26 protein-coding genes, 2 tRNA genes and 2 riboswitches are annotated in these 22,293 nt (G+C 54.9%); of the genes, 3 read left to right on the forward strand and 25 right to left on the reverse strand.

Translation table 11 applies throughout. From position 1 onward, the window contains the following. Positions 1–85: 85 nt before the first annotated feature. The 21 genes from atpA to NLX71_RS18845 all read right to left on the reverse strand — a co-directional run bounded on the left by atpA (position 86) and on the right by NLX71_RS18845 (position 17,771). On the reverse strand, positions 86–1,600 hold the full coding sequence (atpA, locus tag NLX71_RS18745) for a F0F1 ATP synthase subunit alpha (protein ID WP_254365322.1): 1,515 nt from the start codon (positions 1,598–1,600) through the stop codon (positions 86–88). A gap of 16 nt (positions 1,601–1,616) precedes the next feature. Then, a complete protein-coding gene (locus NLX71_RS18750) occupies positions 1,617–2,168 on the reverse strand; it encodes a F0F1 ATP synthase subunit delta (protein ID WP_254365323.1) in 552 nt (183 codons plus the stop codon). Then, a complete protein-coding gene (atpF, locus tag NLX71_RS18755; RefSeq protein ID WP_254365324.1) occupies positions 2,165–2,650 on the reverse strand; it encodes a F0F1 ATP synthase subunit B in 486 nt (161 codons plus the stop codon). Before atpF ends, NLX71_RS18750 begins: the two co-directional genes overlap by 4 nt. Positions 2,651–2,732: 82 nt before the next feature. Next, entirely contained in the window at positions 2,733–2,954 is a 222-nt protein-coding gene (gene atpE / locus NLX71_RS18760; protein WP_090672233.1) for a F0F1 ATP synthase subunit C, read from the reverse strand. Positions 2,955–3,039: 85 nt separating this feature from the next. Next, positions 3,040–3,810, reverse strand: a complete 771-nt coding sequence (atpB, locus tag NLX71_RS18765; RefSeq protein ID WP_254365325.1) for a F0F1 ATP synthase subunit A — start codon at positions 3,808–3,810, stop codon at positions 3,040–3,042. Between the two features lie 26 nt (positions 3,811–3,836). Then, the gene (locus tag NLX71_RS18770) at positions 3,837–4,202 is read right to left on the reverse strand and encodes an ATP synthase subunit I (protein WP_254365326.1); all 366 of its coding nucleotides are present in this window, start codon (positions 4,200–4,202) and stop codon (positions 3,837–3,839) included. Next, positions 4,203–4,439 carry an AtpZ/AtpI family protein gene (locus NLX71_RS18775; RefSeq protein WP_254365327.1) on the reverse strand — a complete coding sequence of 79 codons (237 nt, stop codon included), beginning with the start codon at positions 4,437–4,439 and terminating at the stop codon, positions 4,203–4,205. 173 nt (positions 4,440–4,612) lie between these two features. Continuing rightward, complete coding sequence (gene wecB, locus NLX71_RS18780; protein ID WP_254365328.1) at positions 4,613–5,755, reverse strand: non-hydrolyzing UDP-N-acetylglucosamine 2-epimerase; 1,143 nt, start codon at positions 5,753–5,755, stop codon at positions 4,613–4,615. 25 nt (positions 5,756–5,780) lie between these two features. Further along, a complete protein-coding gene (gene upp / locus NLX71_RS18785) occupies positions 5,781–6,410 on the reverse strand; it encodes a uracil phosphoribosyltransferase (RefSeq protein ID WP_254365329.1) in 630 nt (209 codons plus the stop codon). A 270-nt stretch (positions 6,411–6,680) separates the two neighbouring features. Next, the gene (glyA, locus tag NLX71_RS18790) at positions 6,681–7,928 is read right to left on the reverse strand and encodes a serine hydroxymethyltransferase (protein ID WP_254365330.1); all 1,248 of its coding nucleotides are present in this window, start codon (positions 7,926–7,928) and stop codon (positions 6,681–6,683) included. 51 nt (positions 7,929–7,979) lie between these two features. Beyond that, positions 7,980–8,597, reverse strand: a complete 618-nt coding sequence (locus NLX71_RS18795) for a TIGR01440 family protein (RefSeq protein ID WP_254365331.1) — start codon at positions 8,595–8,597, stop codon at positions 7,980–7,982. 34 nt (positions 8,598–8,631) lie between these two features. After that, on the reverse strand, positions 8,632–9,090 hold the full coding sequence (rpiB, locus tag NLX71_RS18800) for a ribose 5-phosphate isomerase B (protein WP_254365332.1): 459 nt from the start codon (positions 9,088–9,090) through the stop codon (positions 8,632–8,634). 99 nt (positions 9,091–9,189) lie between these two features. Further along, a riboswitch (ZMP/ZTP riboswitch) is annotated at positions 9,190–9,270 on the reverse strand. A gap of 81 nt (positions 9,271–9,351) precedes the next feature. Further along, positions 9,352–9,936, reverse strand: a complete 585-nt coding sequence (locus NLX71_RS18805; protein WP_254365333.1) for a low molecular weight protein arginine phosphatase — start codon at positions 9,934–9,936, stop codon at positions 9,352–9,354. A gap of 101 nt (positions 9,937–10,037) precedes the next feature. Continuing rightward, positions 10,038–10,601: a manganese efflux pump MntP gene (locus NLX71_RS18810; protein WP_254365334.1), complete on the reverse strand. Its 564-nt coding sequence runs from the start codon at positions 10,599–10,601 to the stop codon at positions 10,038–10,040. 154 nt (positions 10,602–10,755) lie between these two features. Further along, on the reverse strand, positions 10,756–11,817 hold the full coding sequence (locus NLX71_RS18815) for an L-threonylcarbamoyladenylate synthase (protein ID WP_254365335.1): 1,062 nt from the start codon (positions 11,815–11,817) through the stop codon (positions 10,756–10,758). A 48-nt stretch (positions 11,818–11,865) separates the two neighbouring features. Further along, on the reverse strand, positions 11,866–12,699 hold the full coding sequence (spoIIR, locus tag NLX71_RS18820) for a stage II sporulation protein R (protein ID WP_254365336.1): 834 nt from the start codon (positions 12,697–12,699) through the stop codon (positions 11,866–11,868). A 142-nt stretch (positions 12,700–12,841) separates the two neighbouring features. Continuing rightward, positions 12,842–13,759, reverse strand: a complete 918-nt coding sequence (prmC, locus tag NLX71_RS18825; RefSeq protein ID WP_254365337.1) for a peptide chain release factor N(5)-glutamine methyltransferase — start codon at positions 13,757–13,759, stop codon at positions 12,842–12,844. After that, positions 13,752–14,831, reverse strand: a complete 1,080-nt coding sequence (gene prfA / locus NLX71_RS18830) for a peptide chain release factor 1 (RefSeq protein ID WP_254365338.1) — start codon at positions 14,829–14,831, stop codon at positions 13,752–13,754. The genes prmC and prfA overlap by 8 nt, the downstream gene beginning before the upstream one ends. 176 nt (positions 14,832–15,007) lie before the next feature. After that, positions 15,008–16,108: a redox-regulated ATPase YchF gene (ychF, locus tag NLX71_RS18835; RefSeq protein ID WP_254365339.1), complete on the reverse strand. Its 1,101-nt coding sequence runs from the start codon at positions 16,106–16,108 to the stop codon at positions 15,008–15,010. Positions 16,109–16,273: 165 nt separating this feature from the next. Further along, a complete protein-coding gene (locus tag NLX71_RS18840) occupies positions 16,274–16,993 on the reverse strand; it encodes a peptidoglycan recognition protein family protein (protein ID WP_254365340.1) in 720 nt (239 codons plus the stop codon). Positions 16,994–17,084: 91 nt separating this feature from the next. Then, positions 17,085–17,771 (reverse strand): flagellar brake protein, encoded by a 687-nt coding sequence (locus NLX71_RS18845; protein ID WP_254365341.1) that lies wholly within the window; start codon positions 17,769–17,771, stop codon positions 17,085–17,087. A 98-nt stretch (positions 17,772–17,869) separates the two neighbouring features. Beyond that, a riboswitch (cyclic di-GMP riboswitch) is annotated at positions 17,870–17,957 on the reverse strand. 337 nt (positions 17,958–18,294) lie between these two features. On the opposite strand from NLX71_RS18845, the gene tadA reads away from it, so the two are divergent. Both tadA and NLX71_RS18855 read left to right on the forward strand, forming a co-directional pair. After that, positions 18,295–18,768, forward strand: coding sequence for a tRNA adenosine(34) deaminase TadA (gene tadA, locus NLX71_RS18850; protein ID WP_302058328.1), 474 nt, complete (start codon positions 18,295–18,297; stop codon positions 18,766–18,768). A 117-nt stretch (positions 18,769–18,885) separates the two neighbouring features. Continuing rightward, positions 18,886–18,959, forward strand: a tRNA-Pro gene (locus NLX71_RS18855). A gap of 234 nt (positions 18,960–19,193) precedes the next feature. On the opposite strand, the gene NLX71_RS18860 is transcribed toward NLX71_RS18855, so the two are convergent. Further along, entirely contained in the window at positions 19,194–19,976 is a 783-nt protein-coding gene (locus NLX71_RS18860) for a hypothetical protein (protein ID WP_254365342.1), read from the reverse strand. A gap of 312 nt (positions 19,977–20,288) precedes the next feature. Between NLX71_RS18860 and NLX71_RS18865 the strand changes: the two genes are divergently transcribed. Then, positions 20,289–20,361: transfer RNA gene (locus NLX71_RS18865), tRNA-Arg, on the forward strand. Positions 20,362–20,693: 332 nt separating this feature from the next. Here NLX71_RS18865 and map read toward each other — a convergent pair. The 3 genes from map to NLX71_RS18880 all read right to left on the reverse strand — a co-directional run bounded on the left by map (position 20,694) and on the right by NLX71_RS18880 (position 22,292). After that, entirely contained in the window at positions 20,694–21,437 is a 744-nt protein-coding gene (map, locus tag NLX71_RS18870; RefSeq protein ID WP_254365343.1) for a type I methionyl aminopeptidase, read from the reverse strand. Between the two features lie 514 nt (positions 21,438–21,951). Then, entirely contained in the window at positions 21,952–22,095 is a 144-nt protein-coding gene (locus tag NLX71_RS18875; RefSeq protein ID WP_254365344.1) for a small acid-soluble spore protein P, read from the reverse strand. 17 nt (positions 22,096–22,112) lie between these two features. Beyond that, complete coding sequence (locus NLX71_RS18880) at positions 22,113–22,292, reverse strand: hypothetical protein (protein WP_010500478.1); 180 nt, start codon at positions 22,290–22,292, stop codon at positions 22,113–22,115. Between the last annotated feature and the right edge of the window lies 1 nt (position 22,293).

Here is a 22,293-nt window from a genome sequence, read left to right on the forward strand (position 1 = left end):
AAGGGAGAACCTTCATCGAAACGCTTGTTTCAGGCTTATCGTAGAGCACCGGGCTTCTTCAGCAGATTCCCGGGTTAATTATATATTACTCGGAAACCGAGAAGCTTCTTTTGAACTGCGCGATCGCGTCCGTCAATGCTTTCTCGTTGTCCGCAGTCAAGTCCTTCGTGTCGCGAATGCTTTGGAGAATTTCCGGACGACTGGAGTCCAAGTACGCCAGGAATTCGGATTCGAAACGAAGCACGTCTTTTACCGGAATATCGTCCAGATGTCCTCTGACAACCGTAAAGAGGGAAGCCACTTGACGGTCCAGACCCATCGGCTGGTTAACGCCTTGTTTCAAAATTTCAAGTGTGCGCTCACCGCGGTTCAGACGGCTTTGCGTTGCTTTATCCAAGTCGGAACCGAACTGTGCGAATGCGGCAAGCTCCCGGTATTGAGCCAAGTCGACACGGAGCGTACCGGCAACTTTTTTCATCGCTTTCGTTTGTGCGGAGCCGCCTACCCGGGATACCGAGATACCGACGTTAACCGCCGGACGTTGGCCGGAGTAGAACAAGTCGGACTCCAGGAAGATCTGTCCGTCCGTAATCGAGATTACGTTAGTCGGAATATATGCGGATACGTCGCCTGCTTGCGTTTCGATAAACGGCAGCGCGGTGATCGAGCCTCCGCCCAACTCGTCGTTCAACTTTGCAGCGCGCTCCAGCAAACGGGAGTGCAGATAGAAGACGTCGCCCGGATAAGCTTCCCGGCCCGGAGGACGGCGAAGCAGCAAGGACAGCTCGCGGTATGCGGCCGCTTGCTTGGACAAGTCGTCGTAAACGATCAGGACGTGCTCGCCTTTGTACATGAAGTACTCGCCCATCGCGCAGCCCGCATAAGGAGCAAGCCACAGCATCGGGGACGGCTCGGAAGCCGAAGCGGTAACCACGATCGTGTATTCGAGCGCGCCTGCTTTACGCAGCTGCTCTACTACGCCGACAACGGTGGATTGCTTTTGTCCGATTGCTACGTAAATACATTTTACGCCGTTGCCTTTTTGGTTGATGATCGTATCGATCGCGATGGCAGTTTTACCCGTTTGACGGTCGCCGATGATAAGCTCGCGCTGACCGCGGCCGACAGGGATCATCGCGTCGATCGCTTTAATCCCGGTTTGCATCGGTTCATGAACCGATTTACGGGCCATAACGCCCGGAGCCGGGGATTCGATCGCACGGAAATTCGTCGTGTTGATAGGACCTTTGCCGTCAACCGGTTGACCGAGCGGATTCACGACGCGGCCCAGCAGTTCCTCGCCTACGGGAACTTCCATGATGCGGCCGGTACGCTTCACTTGGTCGCCTTCGCGGATGTCGGTGTAAGGTCCCAAAATAACAATACCTACGTTGCTTTCATCAAGGTTAAACGCATGTCCCAATACGCCGTTGGGAAACTCGAGCAGTTCGCCTGCCATGACGTTCTCCAAGCCGTGCGCACGGGCGATACCGTCACCGACCTGAATAACCGTACCTACGTCAACCACTTGAATCTCGGATTTATATTGTTCAATCTGCTGCTTAATCAGCGTGCTGATTTCTTCCGGTCTGATACTCAAATTCCCTCACCCCTATCTACAGTGCTTGAGATTGATTCAACGTTTTGTGCAGACGCTCCAGCTTGCCCGCCAAGCTTCCATCATACAGACGGTCGCCAATGCGGACTTGAATGCCGCCGAGCAATCTTTTATCGAGAACCGATTCCACGCGGATTTGTTTGCCGGTTAATTTGCCGAACGTTTCGGCAATGGTGCCGAGCTCCGTTTCGCTAAGCTCCACTGGCGTGTACACCGTGGCGTTCGCTTGACCGAGCGCATCGCCGGCGATTTTGCTGTAAGCTGCCACGAAAGCTTCCAGAGAATCTTCCCGGCGGCGCTGGATGAGCAGCTTCAGCGTGTTAATAACGACTTCGGATACATCCGCATCGAAGATTTGCTTGAGCAACCCGATCTTTACATCAGCCTCGATGCCCGGATGCTTGATGAGCTTGAACAGGTCCGGATTCTCGTTCAAGACCGCAATGACCTTTTCGAGCTCTTGCTCGACTTGAGCAACCCGGTCGGACTCCCTAGCAACATCGAATAATGCCTTGGCGTACCTTTTGGCTGCGATCAGATCCTGGCTCATCGGTTGCCCCCTACTTCTTTCAAGTAGTGTTCAACCAACTCTTCCTGGGACTTCTCGTCAACTTGCTTCTCGATAATTTTGGAAGCAATCATGACGGACAAAGCGCTGACTTGACCGCGAACGGCCGCAATCGCTTTGTTTTTCTCGCTCTCGATATCCTGAAGCGCTTCGTTTTTCAAACGAGCTGCCTCCGATTTCGCTTGCTCTACGATTTCTTCGCCTTGTTTGCCGCCTAATTTGCGGGCTTGCTCGATAATCTCGTGAGCTTCCTTGCGAACATCTTGCATCGCTTGCTTTTGCTCGGCAAGGAGTTGCTCCGCTTCACGGCGATTTTTGTCAGTAGATTCGATTTGCTCGGCAAGCATGCGCTTGCGCGCTTCCATGATTCCCATCAAAGGTCCGAAAGCGTATTTATTCAATAGCCAATACAGGATCAGAAAGGCTAAAATCGCAAATACAAATGACTCCCAATGCCAACCCATCCATGCCACTCCTTTCAGTCATTTCAGGCAAAACGAAGGCGTGGATGGCTCAGGCCTTCCGCGCCAAACTGATTTCATTCAATTAAGCACCAGCACCGAAGAAGATCAGGAATCCAAGTACGACACCGATAATCGGCACGACCTCGACGATACCAACACCAATAAACATTGTCGTTTGCAGAGTACCGCGGAGCTCAGGCTGACGAGCGATACCTTCTACTGTTTTGCTGACGATCAAACCGTTACCGATACCCGCGCCAAGCGCGCCCAAACCGATTGCCAAAGCTGCTGCCAAAAATCCCATTGTTAAAATCCTCCTCAACTAATAACTAAATTTTTTTGTTTGATTTCCTTAAAATTCGCAAACTGTCGCGAAGGTGGGCATCAAATTAATGCTCCTCATGCACAGTAGCTTGCGAGATATAAACCATGGTAAGAATGGTGAACAAGAACGCCTGAATGCCGCCGACGAAAAGACTGAAGCCTTGCCATGCTGCAAGCAGCGGAGTTCCAAAAATACCCGCCATCAGAATCGTGGCGATCAGCACCTCACCCGCAAAAATGTTCGCGTACAAACGCAGACCGAGCGTTAGAGGCTTCGAAATTTCCTTGATTACATTCAGAGGGAAGAAGAACCAGAACGGTTCGAAGTAATGCTTCAAATAATGCTTGGCATTGAGTTTAAGACCTAAATAATGCGTCAGCACAAATACGATCACAGCTAACCCGAAAGTGACCGATACATCGGCCGTCGGCGATTTCCACCAAGCCACCTCGACTCCGTGACCGCCGTGGGCGCTTTTGACCATCTCTTCGGAAACGACCGTATACCCGAACAGCGTCAGCGGTTGATCATGCGTCGTAACGATACCGAAGGGAAGCCCCAACAGGTTAGCTACGAAAATAAACATAATCAAGGTCATACCTAGCGAAACATAAGGCTTCACTCTGTTTAAAGGCATGGTGCTGGCAACGATGCCATGTACGAACTCGACAACCCACTCCAGAAAATTTTGAATTTTGGAAGGATTGGTGACGGACAGGTTCCTTACGGACAACCTGGCCAGAGTGAACACGATGACGCAAGTGACGATAATCGCCAGAAACGTGGAGATATCGATGTTCAATCCACCGAGCTGCAATACCGGAAATTTATGCACTTTTACATTTCCCTCCTTTCCATGCACTATGATTGATTTCTTCTAAAAAATATACCCATCAGGAGTGTTACCAATTGGACAAAAAATAATCCAATAATGGTAAAAACAAGATTGAACTGCGGCAGCTTCACGGCGATCATCACCGCGATTAGCGCCATGCACATCCTGGAGACCGTTCCTAAATTGACTCGCTTGCCCATGTACTCGTTTGCATTCCGGGAAACCGATTCAATTTTCATGGCCAAAAGCCAGGTGTTGATCAGGCTGACCGCCAGACCGAGCATCAATCCGTACACGTATGTCCGGTAAGCCGGCAAGAAGGCCCACACCAGCAGCAGGGCAGACAAAAAATACAGCGTAACACGAACAATAGACTTTAACTGGTTCTTCATTTATTCCCGTTTGTCCTCCAGAAACCGTTTTAGTACCAGTACGACCGTAAAGATACCGATTGCAAAACCGATCAATACCCCGCCGATCAGCCAAGTCTTTGTGCCATTACCCCAATGTTTGTCGGCCAAACTCCCTATGAAATACCCAATCGTTGTGCATACGACAATGTCGATACCCAAAGCGCTGACCAATGCGGCCGCGCGCCAAGGCTGATTGTACGGACCCTTTTCATTCATAGATGCCACCCTACAATCCTAGTATATTTTATCGAAGCAAAGTCAATTTTGTCAATCGTGCAACTTAGCATTTTTTCTATGACAAAAATCACAAAAACGTTGGTATATCAAGGTTTTTTTGGCTCTCAAACCAAACAGTGCAACTGTACGCTGTAGCGTTTGTCAATATATTGTCACGGTTGGAACGACTCCGGCCTGTCTGGCGTATGCCCGAAATGGTAAAGGATGGCTTGAACGATCCGTTCGGACGCCTTTCCGTCGCCGTAAGGATTGGCCGAACGGCTCATCCTTTCGTACAGCGCCTCGTCGCTTAGCAGCGCTTTCGCCCGTTCGTAGACATGCTGTTCGTCCGTCCCCACCAGCTCAAGCGTCCCGGCGTCAATGCCTTCCGGCCGCTCGGTCGTTTCGCGCAGCACGAGCACCGGTACGCCGAACGAAGGAGCTTCTTCCTGCATCCCCCCCGAATCGGTCAGGATCAGGTGTGCATGCTGATAAAAGTTGTGGAATTCCAACACGTCAAACGGCTCCAGCAGCTTGATCCGGTCATGCCCGCCGAGCATCTCGTGAGCCGGTTCCTTGACGGCCGGACTCGGATGCACCGGATACACGATGACAATATCTTCAAACTCGTCCACCAGCCTGCGCACGGCGCGGAAAATTTGCCGGTGCGGCTCGCCCTGCGACTCCCGACGGTGAGCAGTCATCAGTACAAGGCGTTTGCCCTTCGCCCAATCCAGCACCGGATGGGTGAACTGCTCCTGTACCGTATATTGAAACACATCCGTCACGCTGTTGCCAGTGACATAGATCGCGTTCTCGGACTTATTTTCTTTGCGCAGATTGCCGGCAGACCAATTCGTCGGCGCAAAATGCATATCAGCCAGTACGCCCGTAAGCTGACGGTTCATCTCTTCCGGATACGGCGAGAGTTTGTTCCACGTGCGCAGTCCGGCTTCGACGTGACCCACTTGAATCTGCTGCAAGAAAGCCGCATAGCTGGCAAGAAACGTCGTCAGCGTGTCCCCGTGAACGAGAATGATGTCCGGCTTCTCTTCCTTGAACACGGGATCGAGTCCCTGCAGCACGCGAATGGTGATTTCGTTCAGCGTCTGACGGTCCTTCATGACGTCCAGATCGTAGTCGGGCTTGATTTTGAAAATATCGAGCACTTGATCGAGCATTTGGCGGTGCTGTGCCGTAACGCATACGATCGACTCGATGTGCTCCGGATGCTTCTCCAGCTCTTTCACAAGCGGAGCCATCTTGATGGCTTCCGGCCTTGTCCCGAAAATCGTAATGACTTTAGTTTTTTTCATGCTTGCGGTTTCCCCTTCCGAAGCTTTATTTCGTTCCGAACAACCGGTCGCCCGCGTCTCCAAGCCCAGGCACGATATAGCCGTGATCGTCCAAATAATCATCGATGGCCGCTACGTAAATATCGACGTCCGGATGCGCCTGCTGAACGGCTTGTACGCCTTCGGGAGCGGCGATCAGACACATCAGCTTGATCTGGGTGCAGTTGCGCTTCTTGAGCGCCTCAATCGCCGCATTCGCCGAGCCTCCGGTGGCCAGCATCGGATCGATCACGATCAGCTCGCGCTCCGTGACATCCGTCGGCAGCTTGGCGTAATATTCGACCGGCTCCATCGTTTCCGGGTCCCGGTACAATCCGATGTGACCCACTTTAGCCGCCGGGACAAGCTTCAGAATGCCGTCCACCATGCCGAGCCCTGCTCTTAAAATCGGAATAAGCCCGAGCATCCGCCCGGAAATGACCCGGGCTTCCGCCGTGGTCACGGGCGTGCGCACCTCCACCTTCTCCAGCGGAATATCTCTCGTAATCTCATAGGCCATCAGCGTGGCCACCTCGTCGACAAGCTCGCGAAAATCTTTCGTTGTCGTATTTTCGTCCCGAATGTACGTTAACTTATGTTGGATCAGCGGATGATCGCAAACAAATACTTTTCCCATGCATTGCTCCCCCTACTAACGCTATGAAGCCAAACCTTGTCTATTATACCACAACTCTAAGAAGTAATCCCAAATCGCGTGAAAAATATGCAGCTTCGACAAAAATGATCCACGTGGAACAAATAAAATCAGCACGCGGTAAGGGCGGCAGGCCTGCCACTAGCTGGGGTCCGAGCCCGTCCGGAGCTTACCGAGACCAGCCGAAGCGAACAGACACAAAAGAACCGGTCCCTTCGCGAGAAAAGGTCCGATTCTTTTGCAAAAAGCGAATTAGTATTGAAGCCCCGAATAAAGCGGGAACTGTGCAGTCAAGTCTTTCACCATCCCGCGAACCTTGTCATGGACCGCCGCGTCGGACGGATTTTTCAGGGTAAGAGAGACGATCTTCGCGATCGTTTTCATCGCTTCTTCGTTCATGCCGCGGGACGTTGCCGCCGGTGTGCCCAGACGGATGCCGCTCGTTACGAACGGGCTGGTCGGATCGTACGGGATCGCGTTTTTGTTGACGGTGATGCCGACTTCATCAAGCAGATGCTCGGCTTCTTTACCCGTAATGTTCAAGCTGCGAAGGTCGATGAGCATCAAGTGATTGTCCGTACCGCCGGACACGATGTTGATGCCTTCGGCCGACAATGCTTCGGCCAACGCCTTGGCGTTGTTAATGACGTCTTGCGCGTACGTCTTGAACTCCGGCTGAAGCGCTTCGCCGAACGCTACGGCTTTCGCTGCGATAATGTGCATCAGCGGACCGCCTTGCGTGCCCGGGAAGACCGCTTTATCGATTGCCGCCGCCCATGGCTTACGGCACAAAATCAACCCGCCGCGTGGACCGCGAAGCGTTTTGTGCGTCGTCGTCGTGACGAAGTGCGCATGCGGCACCGGATTCGGATGCAGACCGGCTGCGACCAGACCCGCGATATGCGCCATGTCCACCATGAAGAGCGCGCCGACGTCTTCAGCGATTTTGCCAAGCGCTTCAAAGTCGATCGTGCGCGAGTACGCGCTTGCGCCGGCTACGATCAGGCGGGGTCTATGCTTGAACGCCGCTTTGCGGACGTCGTCGTAATCGATGCGGGCATCTTTCTCGGTTACGCCGTACTCGACGAAATTGTACAGAATGCCGGACGCATTCACCGGACTGCCGTGCGTCAAGTGACCGCCGTGGGACAAGTTCATGCCGAGAATCGTATCGCCTGGTTTCACCGCCGCAAGATAGACGGCCAAGTTCGCCTGCGCTCCGGAGTGCGGCTGTACGTTCGCATGCTCGGCGCCGAACAATTCTTTCGCGCGGTCGCGGGCGATGTCCTCCACGATGTCGACGTATTCGCAGCCGCCGTAGTAGCGCTTGTGCGGATAGCCTTCGGCATATTTGTTGGTCAGTACCGTACCCATCGCTTCAAGCACGGCTTGGCTGACAAAGTTTTCGGAGGCAATCAGCTCGATTTTGTCGCGTTGACGACCGAGCTCCAAGTTCATGGCCTCGACGATTTTCGGATCTTGTTTGCGCAAATGTTCCATAATGAATAAGTCCTCCTCATAGTTAAAATGATTGCTTGTATATGATGACTGTTAATCGCAGCTTCCTTCTTCACGCGGCGGCTCCACCGTATAGACGGCACGGGCTCCGCCGATCAGCTTCGGACGGGTAACCGCCATCAGCACAGGCGCCTCACCGATCTGCCGGATTGACGGCCGGACCGGTACGGCTACACGCTTCAAGTGCATCCCGATCAAGGTACCTCCAATATCGATGCCAGCATGTGCCGCTACGGTCTCTACGACGACGGCGTCGGCCAGCTTCCGGTAGGCATAAGAGGCCATAGAGCCGCCAGCTTTCGGTATTGGGATGACGCTTACCTGCTCCAAGCCGTACCGCCGCATCGCTTCCCGCTCCATCACAAGCGCCCGGTTCAAATGCTCGCAGCATTGATACACCGGGAAGAAACCGGCTTCTGCCCTCACGGCTTCCACCGCTTCGTAGATCTCCCTGGCGACCGCTTCGCTGCCCCCGGTGCCGATATGGCGGCCAAGCACTTCGCTCGTGCTCGTCCCGATCACGATGAGCTGGCCCGGCTCGATTTTCCCGGCCTGAACCAACTCCCGGACGATCGTTTCGACTTGCATACGGACGGCGGAGACTGGCGAATCCGCTTCCTTTCTGCTGTTAACGTTCAACTGTTCGGTCATCGATTTCACCCTCTTTTCCTGCCGTAAGGCGAATTTAAGGATGTACGGCGAACTTGTCTTCGAGCGCCTTGACCTTGTTCACCCGATTCCGGTGGCGTTCGCCTTCCGAAAATTCGGTTTCGAGCCAAATCTTGACGATTTCCTGCGCAATCCCCGGGCCGATGACCCGCTCGCCCAGCGCGAGCACGTTCGAATCGTTATGCTCCCGCGTCGCTTTGGCGGAAAACAAATCGTGCACGAGCGCGCAGCGGATACCCGGCACTTTGTTGGCCGCGATGGTCATACCGATGCCCGTCCCGCAGATCAGAATGCCTTTGTCCGCTTCGCCGGCCGCTACTTTCTCGCACACAGCCAGCGCATAATCCGGGTAATCGACGGAATCGCCGCAGCTGCAGCCGTAATCCTGTACTTCGTGCCCCAATGATTCGATCAGAAGCTTCAGCTCGTCCTTCAGCCTGTACCCCGCATGATCCGCACCCATTGCAATTTTCATTTTCGTGAATTCGCCTCCTCGATAATGTCGATTTCATTATAACCCAAAACCGCGACGAAAACGAAAAAAGAGCATGACGCATGCGTATTCGCTTGCGATGCTCTTTGCCCAGGCGACCGGCCGTATGTCCCGATGCTCCACTGTGGTTGCCCCCACTCGTCGCCAGTTACATCGGGATTCCTTCATGTATACGTCCCATCATATCCGATTCTGCGCCCGGTGTAAAGCCTATCTTGCTGCTGAACGGTAACGCAAGGAGCTTCAGCGGGCTTCTTTCAGCTTGACCGCAAGCTTGATTAGACAGGCGTGAATTTCGACCGCACAGCTCTCGTACTGCTGCAGCGAGCCGCCGAACGGATCGGCGATGTCCGGAGTGGGCAGCTGCCGCTGCAGCGTTACAATACGGGACCGCTCTTCGTCCGTCACCGGCTTCGCCAACGCTTGCTTCAGCTGGATATCGGTCATCATCCTTTCGACTTCGGCGATTTTTGCCGCGGCTGCCGAATCGGATTCCACGTAGTCCTTCAAGGTATGAATCTTGTCCACGGCGTCCGGAAACCGTTGAATCGTATATCTTTTGTGCGCGGAAGTCATCGTCAAGATCAATTCCGCCCACTCGACTGTCGATTGCGAAAGAGCAGCGGAACGCTGGGGCCCTGTGCCGCCGTTAGATTTCAACACAGTCGCTGCGTGCTCGGAGATCGGAGTCCCGTCTTGGGCGGCCACCCCGGCGGAACGTACCTCAATCCCCGCCAGCCCCTCGTCCGCCAGTATTTTTCGCATCAATCCTTCCGCCATCGGACTGCGGCAAGTATTGCCGGTACAAACGAACAAGATCCGGTTCATCGCATTCTCCCCTCTTTCATATCCAAATTGGTTCTCCCCTATATATTACCTCAAAACCATCCGATTTACCTCTAAATCGCCCAAAGGCGGATGCGGATCGGTCACAACAAAAATCGAATGCCAAACGCGAGCAGGATAACGCCGCCCAGCGCTTCGCCATACTCTCCCACCCATTCGCTGACCCTGCGGCCGAGCGTCAGCCCGATGACCGACATGAGCCCGCCTGCTGTACCGAACATGAGAACGGTCATGAGGACATCCCCTGCGAACATCCCGAGCGAGACGCCGACCGAGAACGAATCGATACTGACGCTGAGCGAAAACAGCATGAGGCCCCAAAAGGATCGGTGATCGTACGTCGGGGACTCTCCCGCACGCAAGGAGCTGTAAACCATATGCGCTCCAAGCAGCAGCAGCAGAACGCCCCCGCAGATCGTGGCGACTTTGCCGATCAGCGCGCTGATATAGCCGCCCGTCCACATTCCCGCCAGCGGCATCAAGATGTGGAACAGGGCGGTTACGATGCTGATTTTGGCAATATCGAGCTTGCGGATGCCCCGCATGCCGATCCCGAGCCCCAGTGATAACGCATCCAACCCGAGGGCCAGCGCCATAAGTCCGATGGAAATAAATTGTCCCCACAGCAGCGGCGATGCCAAATCCATGCTTCCCCTACCCCCTGTCCTCTTCTTAACCAACATATGCGGACAAGAGGGTAAACATGAATTCCATGATACGGCATGGGCAGAGGAATGCGTAGAAGGTGAGCGAATCCCGTTGTAGGGCACACGGACCGGAAGTACTAAGCTGGTGAAATGATTACACCGTTAAAATTCGGCCTCCGGCAGCTTTGCGCAGCCGGTTCATAATGGCGGCCCCGAGGCCTTCTTCAGGGCAAGCCTCGGCCACGATGAAGCCGATCCCGGCTTCGTCGAACTCGCGCAGTGCCGCGTACAGCCCATGGGCGACCGTTTCCAGGGCGTCCAAGCGACCGGACGGCACGACATGGTCCGCGCGGAAGCGGTCCGCGTGCTCCGCGTAGGTCAATACGCCGGTGCGCTCGCCCCGCGCCCGGGCTTCGTCCAGCTCGCGCTGCATACAGGCATGCACCAGCTCGTTCGATGCGCCCTGCACAAGCACCATCGTCCCCCGTGGAGCGTAGTGCGCATATTTCATCCCCGGTGCGCGCGGAGCGTCGGGCTCGCAGTGCTCCGCCTGCGGCTCGATCACGGGAACGCCCGGCAGCGCTTCGCGAAGCTGACCCGCCGTAACCCCGCCGGGCCGCAAAATATAAAGCGCATCGCCCGCAAATTCCACCACGGTCGATTCCAGGCCGACCCCGGCTTCTCCTCCGTCAACGACGCCCGCTATGCGACCCGCAAGATCGCCCAGCACGTGCGAGGCGTTCGTCGGGCTCGGACGGCCGGAACGATTCGCGCTCGGAGCGGCGACCGGACAGCCGGAGGCTGCGATTAGCGCGAGCGCGACAGGATGGCCCGGCATGCGCAGCCCGACCGTAGAAAGTCCCGCCGTGACGAGCGGGGACAGCGCCCCCGGCTTGACCGGCAGCACAACGGTCAGCGGTCCCGGCCAGAAGGCGTCCAGTAAACGCAAAACGGCCTCCTCCGGCGGAGCGACGAGCTCCTCCAGCTGAGACCTGTCCGCGATATGAACGATCAGCGGGTTATCCGACGGCCTGCCCTTGGCTGCGAAAATGTCCTCTACAGCCTCCGTGTTCCGCGCGTCCGCCCCAAGGCCGTATACCGTTTCGGTCGGAAACGCGACTGTCCGTCCGTTCCGCAGCAGCGCTGCCGCTTCGAGCAATGCTTCCTGCGAAGCGGCTTCCACGCTCACTTTCCACACCTTTGTTTCCGTCGTCATGTTCGTTATCTTCCTTTCCTGACAGACCGGCCCGGGCGGGCCGCCGCATCAGGCAAACCACGAGCCGACTTTGTTCATGAGGTCCCATAAGAAGAAGCGCACTTCCGGCTGCGGGGCTTCCACCGGAGCCTCAGGTTGAGCTTTCGATGGACCGGAAGCTTTGCCGCTGTCCGGCGCTTTTCCATTCCGGACCTTGGCGTCGCCTCCGGCGTTTCCGCTTTTACTCTCCGGCTTGCTTTTCTTTCCGGTTTCAGCAACGCCCTGTTTCGAAGCTGGGGCATCTTCGCTTGGAGCCGATCCGCCATTTTCCGCAGACTCTTCCGCAGCGGCGGCATACGCCGTGTTGTTCTTTTTCACGACACCCGTGTCTGCAAAGCATAAAGGCGGGAACAGCACGCACCACCAGTTTTGCCCTTCGGCGGCACCGATGGCGATGCGCAGCGCTTCGTAATCTCCTTCGGGATACACTTCGTTGTTGTATACTTTAGCCGGGAACGGGACCATCCCCAGTTCCACGCGATACGTATAGTCAAAACCGTTCTTGCGCAGCGTTTCGCCGACGAGCTTATCGAGCTCGGGCAGATGGTCGCGCAAGGTTTGGCGGGCCGCTTCGATGCCTCGAGGCTCGGTCGCCCAGCTTTGCATCTGCTCCATGACGGCGTCGCGCACTTCGCGCTTTACCCACTGATCGGCCGGAGCGTCGGAGTTGGCCAGAATGCGCAGACGGATCGCTTCCTTCGGAATCGAGCTTCCCGCTTCCGTTTCTCGCTCCGCCGCGGTGACCAGCATCGCATTGGAACGGTTCGTTTCCCAGCAGGCCAGCATCACCATAAGAGCAAAAGCCAAGTACGCATATCGTTTCCACGCAAACCGTTTGACCATCTCCGAACAGCCCCTCTCGAACTCTAGCATTTCTAGTTGTCAGTATGCTCGGGTTTGAGAGAGTTTATACTCGACCGGTAAATAAAGTTCCTTGTGCCCCGTTTGTATAGCGGTTGCAGGTCCAAGCTGCCTGTCCTCAGGCTCAATCCTTGCTTCGATAGGCGATCACATGCCGGTCAATCCCGGCCAAATCCGGTACGATCCGCACCTCGTCCCAATCGGCCGCCCGCTCCAGCAAACGGCGAACCTCGTCCGCCTGCCCTTGGCCGACCTCGAAGCCAACCAGCGCGGGCAGCGTCGGCAGCTCGCCCAGTTGCGCCGTCAGGCGGCGGTACGGCTCCAGCCCGTCCGCTCCGCCGTACAGCGCCGTCCTCGGCTCGAACAGCCGCACCTCGGGCTGCAGCCCCGCTTCATCCGCCTCCGGAATGTATGGCGGATTGGACACCACCAGATCGAGCCGCTCGCCGCGCTCGATCCAAGGGCCGAGCAGGTCCCCTTCCACGAAGGCGACCTGCTCGGCCACGCCGTTGCGCTCGGCGTTCGCTCGCGCCACCGCCAGCGCGTCCGGCGCGATGTCCGACGCCGTCACGCGCCACAAAGGGCACTGCACCGCGAGGCTCACCGCGATCGCGCCGCTGCCTGTGCCGACGTCTGCGACCGTCGGCGAAGCCACACCCGTGGCTCCCGGCCCGCCCGCGGCCCCGCCGAAGAGCTGCCGCCCGAGCCGGACCACCTGCTCGACCAGCAGCTCCGTCTCCGGCCGCGGGATGAGCACCGCCGGCGTCACCGTAAAGGGGCGCCCATAGAACTCCTGCTCCCCGATGATGTACTGCACCGGCTCGCCGCTCGCCTTGCGCTCCAGCAGCCGCTGCCAGTCCGCCTCCCGCTCCCGCGGGAACGGTTCCGGCCAGCGCAGCAGAAGCCCGCTGCGGCTCTCGCCCAGCAGGTGCTCCAGCAGCCGGCCGGCATTGGCCTCCGGCTCCCGCAACCTTCGCTGCCGCAAAAAAGAAGAAGCCTCGGCATAGGCTTCACGTATCGTTATCCGTCGCTCATCACGCACCGGCGTATTCTCCTTTTTCCATCTGCTCGGTTTGCGAGGCAATCGTCAACGCTGAAATGATCTCGTCCATATCGCCGTTCAGCACAGCGTCCAGCCGGTGCAGCGTCATGCCGATGCGGTGATCGGTCACCCGGCTTTGCGGGAAGTTGTACGTGCGAATCCGCTCCGAGCGGTCGCCCGTGCCGACCTTGCTCTTCCGCTCGGCACCGTACTTTTCCATCTCTTCCTGCTGCATCTTGTCGTAAATCCGCGCGCGCAGCACCTGCAGCGCCTTCTCTTTGTTCGAGTTTTGCGACTTGCCGTCCTGACAGGTCGCTACAATTCCGGTCGGAACGTGCGTCACCCGAACGGCCGATTTGGTCGTATTGACGGACTGTCCGCCTGCGCCGCTCGAACAAAACGTGTCGACGCGAATGTCCGAATCGTTGATCTCGATGTCAAAGTCTTCCATCTCCGGCATAACCGCTACCGTCGACGTCGACGTATGGATGCGCCCGCCCGACTCCGTCGTCGGAATGCGCTGCACGCGGTGCGCCCCGCTCTCGAACTTCAGCTTGCTAAAAGCGCCCTTGCCGTTCACCATGAAAATAATCTCTTTGAAGCCGCCAAGATCGTTCATGTTGATGTCCATCACTTCCGTACGCCAGCCCTGCGCATCGGCAAACTTGGAGTACATCCGGTACAGGTCGGCCGCAAACAGAGCCGCCTCGTCCCCGCCGGCCGCGCCGCGGATTTCCACGATGACGTTCTTGTCGTCGTTCGGGTCCTTCGGCATCATGAGAACCTTAATGCGTTCCTCAAGCTCCGTTTTGCGCTCCGACAGCTCGTCGAGCTCCATTTTTACGAGCTCCTTCATTTCATCGTCAAGCTTTTCGTTCTGCATCGCCCGCGCCGCTTCGTATTGCTCGGAGACGCTTTTATACTCCATATAGGCGTCGTACGTCTCCTGCAGGTCGGACTGCTCCTTGGAATATTCCCGCAGCTTCTTCGCGTCCACCGCAACATCCGGGTCGCACAGCAGCTCACTCAACTTTTCATAACGGTCGGCCAATGCTTGAAGCCGGTCCAGCATCGTCATTCACCCTTTCTTTTGTTCCGTTTTCTTCGTAAGTTTGCCCGTTCCGGTTCCTTTGCAGCTCCCGTGAAGCCCACAGCCTTCTCTCCCGGCTGCTGCTCCTCTCTCCGTTTCCCCGCGAATCGCGCGGCTGAAGCGAAAGACGGTCCCCCAAGTCCCTCACCCCAGCCTCGCTATACGTTGAAACGGAAGTGCATGACGTCGCCGTCCTGAACGACATATTCCTTGCCTTCCAGACGCAGCTGTCCTTTTTCCTTCGCCGCATTCATCGAGCCGGACCCGATCAAATCTTCATAGCCAACGACCTCTGCCCGAATAAAGCCGCGTTCGAAGTCCGTATGAATCACCGCCGCCGCTTGCGGGGCTTTCGTGCCCATGCGGATCGTCCAAGCGCGTACCTCCTGTACGCCGGCCGTAAAATACGTATACAAGCCAAGCAGCTTGTAAGCCCCTTTAATCAGCCGGTTCAAGCCGGATTCCTGCAGCCCCAGCTCCTCAAGGAACATCGCTTTATCTTCGCCTTCCAGCTCCGCGATCTCCGATTCGACCTTCGCGCTGATCGGCACGACTTCCGCGCCTTCCTGCACCGCGTATTCGCGTACTTTCTGCACGTACGGATTACCCTCGGCATCAGCCACTTCCGATTCGCTCACATTGGCCGCGTACAGCACCGGCTTCATCGTCAGCAGATGCAGATCGCGGATCAACAGCTTTTCTTCGTCGCTAAGCTCCACGCTGCGCGCCGGTTTATCGTTGTAGAGCGCTTCTTTGATCCGTTCGAGCGTTTCGACTTCTTGCGCGTACTTTTTGTCGCCGCCCTTCATGTTTTTACGGGAGCGATCAATGCGCTTATCGACGGAATCCACGTCCGCCAAAATCAGCTCGAGGTTAATCGTCTCGATATCGCTGATCGGATCGACCGTACCCGAAACGTGGGTAATGTTCTCGTCCTGGAAGCAACGCACGACGTGAACGATCGCATCCACCTCACGGATATGCGCCAAAAATTTATTGCCCAGTCCTTCGCCTTTGCTGGCGCCTTTGACCAGGCCCGCAATATCGACGAATTCGAATGCCGTCGGCACGATGCGGTTCGGATTCACGATCTCGGCCAACCGGTCAAGACGCTCGTCCGGCACCTCGACGACACCGACGTTCGGATCTATAGTACAAAACGGGTAGTTCGCCGACTCCGCACCGGCTTGCGTAATCGCGTTAAACAACGTAGATTTGCCAACGTTCGGCAGTCCGACGATCCCTGCTTTCAATGCCATGAAAAGGACAACTCCTTCAGTGTATTTCTAAGCAAATTCCTAACTTAAAATTATACTACAAAACCGGCCTTTGTGTCACCTCATGCCGCACAGCAAAAAATACCGGCTTCGCGTTCCGCAAGGCCGGCTCTATTCGCATATTGTCTCCTTTCTCTCGTTTGCAGCCTACTCTTCCGGTTGGCCGGAAGCCTTTCTGAGCTCGTTCGCCAGCCGGTGAAATTCCGCCTGACCTTCGGCATCGTCAATCGCCAAATACGACGCAGACAAAAAACGGATCAGGTTATTCGCATCCTCCACGCTAAGAAGCGTATCCGGCGGGTCCGGCGTAACGCTGGAAGCGTACTCGTCCGCCACGTCATGCAGCAAATCGTCAAACGACTTGCCAAGCAGCCTCAGCGGCTCCTTGGGGTCCGTGCGCCGTGCCGGATCAAGCATGTAATGGCCGGCAATGTCCGTCTCCGGATTCAGGCCATACCGGTAGCAGGCATACGCCAATACCCAAATGTATCTTTTGTACGCTTCGCCCAGATCGATGCTTCCGCCGTAGCAGAGCTCGACCGCACCGGCCGCATCGTTGGCATCCGCACCGTAACGGGTGTTGTCCGTCGTTACGTTATACACAACGTGATACGCCTTCTCCGGAGCCCCCGTCAAAAATGGGATGCACTCGATAATTTCCCGGTCGTCCACAAACAAATGCGCCGAAGCCGACATGTCGTTTCGGGTCTGTTCGTAATACGCTACGTTGGATGCAGCCGTCGCACCGGGATTGCCCGTATCGTGCGCCACCATAAAGCGGCACGGGTCCAGAGCAAGAACCGGGCGGCGTTGGCTTGGCCCCGTCAAATACCGGGAAACGATCTCGTATTTCATCGTAAACGCCACGCTGATCACCACCTCGAAGCTTTTATCTTTAAGATATGCTCCAAGTCCTTATCCGGTCAGGCGCGTTTGCCGATGAAGGCTGCGCCCTTTTTTACTCTTCCCGTTTCTGCGCAAAATGCGTCTCCACCTGTTTTTTCAGAATGAATGCGCGAAGTGAATTGGCCATATCCGCGGCCAGCTCGACGAAATGGGCTCCGTAATAACAGCCGAACTCCACCGACTCCGTTCGTATAATTTCCGCACGGCAGTGCATCGCGAAGCCAAGGTCGAGATGCAGCTGCACCAGCGCGTCCCGGTCCAGCTCAACGGGCTCTTCTATGATCAAACCTACCCCGCTGAGGCTGATGTTTTTAACCGTAAGCGGAATCTGCCCCTCCGGCACCTGCCAGGAACCGTCCTCGTTGCGATACGAAACGAGGGCGCCCTTTTGATTCACCTGGACCCGGGGATGCTCTCGCTTTTCCGAGAACCGGTTCTGATGCTGGGGCGGAATAAGGACCATGACCACGCCCTGATCCTTGGCGACGACCGTCGACTCGAACGGGTAAAAGCCGCCCGGCGAATAAATCGTCAGCTTGACCGCATCGCCCAATTCGAACGCTTTGTACTCCGACATTTCGATTTCGAGAATATCCCCTTCGACGTACGTCAATATCCCGGTGGATACAAATTTCTCTTTCTCCACTACAATTCGGCTGTTCAGGCTAACCATGCCGGAGCTGCGGTGTCTTCCTTTGGAATTGTCAAGATGCTTGCGGGAAACAGCCGGTGTGTTCATCCGCTACGTCACCATCCTTGGTTTTTAAGTGATGTCCTTGGCGCAAAAAGGCCACCTCCCCCCGTAACGGAAGAAACAGCCGGGGAATTCCGCATCTTTTCGGCGGCCAGGCTGTCGTAGTCGTCTGCGGACCTTAGACCCTAAGCTTTGCGTCGCTGCCTTTCGGCAGGTTTGCCATGAACGAATGGTTGCAATACTTTATTATCATTATCGTATATGTCAAATCAATCAATTATAGGACAATTTACCTAATCGATACTATATTTAGTATACCGTTCCCCAATCATCGTTCAACGGTATCGCCAATTTTCTTAATAATTCACAATGGGGATAACTTTGCTATTCACATTTCAACAATCTGTGGATAACTGCAAAATTCGTTTTATTCCTTGCTATTTCGACTTGGATTATCTACAATGAATTGAAAATAACGCAAATTATCCACAAAATTATCCACAGCGTGTTAACAACGAATATTTGTTCGAGAACACATTGTACAATTACGATAATCGAGGTGTCCAGCTTGTCCGCAGCATTATGGGAAGAACATTTGCCTTTTATGAAAGCCGCGATCGAAGAAGCTCATAAGGCGGAAGCGATACGCGAAGTGCCGATCGGGGCAGTCATTGTGCTCGGCGACGAGATCATTGGCCGCGGCCACAATGTCCGCGAAACGACGCGAGACCCTCTGGCGCATGCCGAGCTGATCGCGATTAAGCAGGCGAGCGAGCATCTGGATGCCTGGCGTCTGCTGAACTGCCGGCTGTATGTTACATTGGAGCCTTGTCCGATGTGCGCGGGCGCGATCGTACAAGCCCGAATCAGCCAAGTCGTCTTCGGTACCCCGGACCCGAAGGCCGGCTGCGCAGGCACGCTGATGAACCTGCTCCAAGAAGACCGGTTCAATCATCGGGTCGACGTAATCGGCGGGGTGATGCAGCAGGAATGCGGAACGATGCTGACGCAGTTTTTCCGCAAGCTGCGAGGAAAAGAGTAAACGCCGGATTCTACATCAAGCTGCCACAATGTGTGGCGGCAAAAAAGAGAGACCGTCCTCTTTACATTTTCTTAGGACGGTGGTAGAATAAAAAGGCTTCGTGCTAAGGCACACCAACGAGACGTGGCTCAGCTTGGTAGAGCGCTTGGTTCGGGACCAAGAGGTCGCAGGTTCAAATCCTGTCGTCTCGATACTTTTAAGACAAGAATTGCGGTCAAATCGACCGCATTTTTTTATTTTCTTCAACGAAACCCATTCAAATTTTCCGATCGGCCCTGTAAAAAACAGCCGCTGGATCAATGCGAAATGGACCGTGAATACACGGTCCATTTTCGATTACCCGTTGACCTCAATCGGGTTGCGATACCTATCCCACCTGCGGCCCGAAGTCTGCACGACGAGCATTCCTGCACGCCACGGGTTCATTAGCGACCCCTCTTGCCCTTTTTATTTCCGAACAGAAGCCGGATGCCCCCGCCAATCAACAGCACCGAGATGACGAACGTTTGGAAATACTGGCCGAACCATCGCCTGACCTGCTGCTGCTGTTCTGCGGAAAGCCATATATCCAGCTCATTCAGCAGCACGCGATTGAGCAAATAGTACACCCCAAGCGCAAGCAATCCGTAACCTAGCCACCGCTGGTGGTGCAGGAGCCAGTCAACGACCGGTACATCCCTCAATTCCTCGCGGCCGCTCTTGGATACCATCTGCAGCGCGTCGAAGAAGCTGAAAAACCACAGGATCGGAATCAGGAACATGAACAGTGACAGCCGCATCACATCCATGATATAGATGCAGAACAGAAAAGCTGCCATGAGCTGCAGGCCGCGCTTTTGCAAGCCCAAGTACATATGCCCCGCCCCGGGGAAAATCGAGAGCAGCGTAGCCAGCGTTTTATTCTTCTTGCCAGACTCCCGGCTCTCTTGAAATTCTTCAAAGATCGTCAGGTTTGTTAGAGCCTCTCCCCGCTCCTTCCGTCCATATTGCTGCACGCAGTCGAACATGTAGTACAGCCAAATGACCGGCAGGGCGCCGAGGAATACCAGAAATACGTCTCGGTGCGTAATGACTCTGAAGAAGAAGATCATCACCGTGAACCCGAAGAACAAGACCATAAAGCCGAGCCCGCGCTGTATAAGCCCCAGGTGGAGATGGCCGAGCCCCGGAACGAAAGAAAGCACAATGGTGCGAAAACGGTAACGCATATATTTTCAGCAGCGCTTCCTGCGTGACGTCCTCTGCATCTTTCGTCGAACGCAGCACCCCGTAGACCGCTTGGAACAAATAGTGTCCGTATTTGTCCACCAGTTCACGGAACGCATCCGCGTCGCCCGATATGAGGCGCGCAATCCATGCTTCTTCTGTAATCGTTCTCCCCCTCCCTTCTCTGCAAATAGACGAACCCGGACAAACCAAACCCTGCATGATTTTTTTAAAACTTTAAAAAAATCCCGATCAACGGAGACCGACTTTATTCCCTTTGCGCGGTGTGGTATAATGAGTACTGCTTGAATCAAGTCCCCGTAGCTCAACAGGATAGAGCAGTCCTCTCCTAAAGGACCGATAGAGGTTCGAGTCCTCTCGGGGACGTTTACACACTTATGTAATCCGCTACCGCTGAGGCCCTAAGAAGGGCCTCTTTTGCTTTTCCGGCCGTGCATATATGCATAAAAAAACGTTCCCCATACCACACTAGCGTTGAGGTGACGCCGATGGGCAACAGGAACGATTCGGACGAAGAGATTTACATTTTCAACAACGAAGCGATTAACGATGTCAAGTCAGACGCCACCGGAGAGCGGAGCTCTTCCAAAGGGGCAGCGGATATATCAGAAGCGTCAAAAAACCAACCAAACGAGCAAGTTTAACCACAGCCAAGAGCCCGCAGTACGATTTCGTTTCGTACCGCAGGCTCTTGTACTTCATTCGGTTAAAATGAGCGGGCCGTCACGGGTAATGGCAATCGTATGCTCGAATTGCGCCGACAGGCTGCCGTCGTACGTTCTGGCGGTCCAGCCGTCGAAGTCAATAAACATCTCATGCTTCCCCGCGTTGATCATCGGCTCGATCGTGATCACCATACCCTCCTGCAGCAAAAATCCGCGTCCCGGCTTGCCAACATGTGCAAAAGAAGGTTCTTCATGCATCTCGCGTCCGATGCCGTGTCCGACCAAATCACGAACGATGGAAAAGCCGGCCTGCTGAGCGTGCTGCTGGACCACGTGCATGACGTCCCCGATTCGATTGCCGACAATGGCCTTAGGGATGGACAGATCCAGACACTCCTTCGTGACGCGAACCAACCGCTCCGCTTCCGCTGATATCTTTCCGACGGCATACGTACGGCAAGAGTCGGCCATCCACCCATCGTAGCTGCATACAATATCCATCTTTAGGATATCCCCCTCCTGCAGCGGCTCTTGGTTAGGAAAGCCGTGGGCAATGACATCGTTCACGGAAGCGCAGGTGGCGAACGGAAACCCTTTGTAACCCTTGGTCACTTGTTTTGCACCATGCTCATTTATGAACCGTTCGGCAAAATCGTTGATTTCAAGCGTCGTCAGCCCGGGACGAACCATCTTGGCAATTTCTTGATGACATTTGGCCAATACAGCTCCGGCTTTGGCCATTAAAGCAATTTCTTGCGGCGTTTTCAAATGAATCATCAGACCACTCCTCCCTCCGACGATCATGATTGCGTGCGACGTGGAGGAAACCCGGTGCACGGCAGACAACAGTCGGTTTCCAACTATTTTACGACGATTCCTCATGTCCTGCCACTCAGCTCGGGATAAGCTCTTTTCCGATTACAAATGTATGCAATAGTTTTTGCATAATGACGCAAAGAGTGATTAATATCACGCAAAAAATGCATTCTCTTTTGTTGCGCTCTATGGTAAAATAAGGTTTCAATCACAAAATCGAGGTGGACATGATGCCGGCAAATAGCTGCTATTACATCATTTATGATGAATACTCCATTTCCATTTGTACCATGTTGGACGATGTATGTGATGCGATGGCAGGCGGGTCTTTGTTATACGGATATACGGATAACGAAGAAATGGCTCACTTGTTATTGAACGAATGTTTTCTTAGGGTGGAGAGAGAAAAAAACAATCTGTAACCACGTAATATAAAAACGACAGCCTCTTACAATAAGTAAGAGGCTTATTTGTATTACCCTTCGCCGTTATTTTGACGGCTATGGTTTTGATTTTTTACTTTTTTCGAACCGGACAAAGGGACACTCGGCTGACGGCTTTCTTCCCGGTTGTGCCGGCCGCTTGGAGGGTTGACCGGCTGTGGAATGTCTTTAGGCATCGTTAGACCTTCTCCCTTCAGTCGATATCGGACATCGGCTCATGAGGCGGTTTATCGTGGTTCAGGGCATCCTGGTGCCGGTGATCGTTTGTTTGCTGCTGTACTTGTTGAGCTTGATGGCTGGTTACCGTCGTTTTGTCCAAATCCTTCACGACATTTTGCAAATTTTTATCGACACTGCTTTTATTTTGAGTCATG

Origin of the sequence: Paenibacillus sp. MZ04-78.2, assembly GCF_024213375.1 — a bacterium.
In the GTDB taxonomy this organism is placed as follows: domain Bacteria; phylum Bacillota; class Bacilli; order Paenibacillales; family NBRC-103111; genus Paenibacillus_G.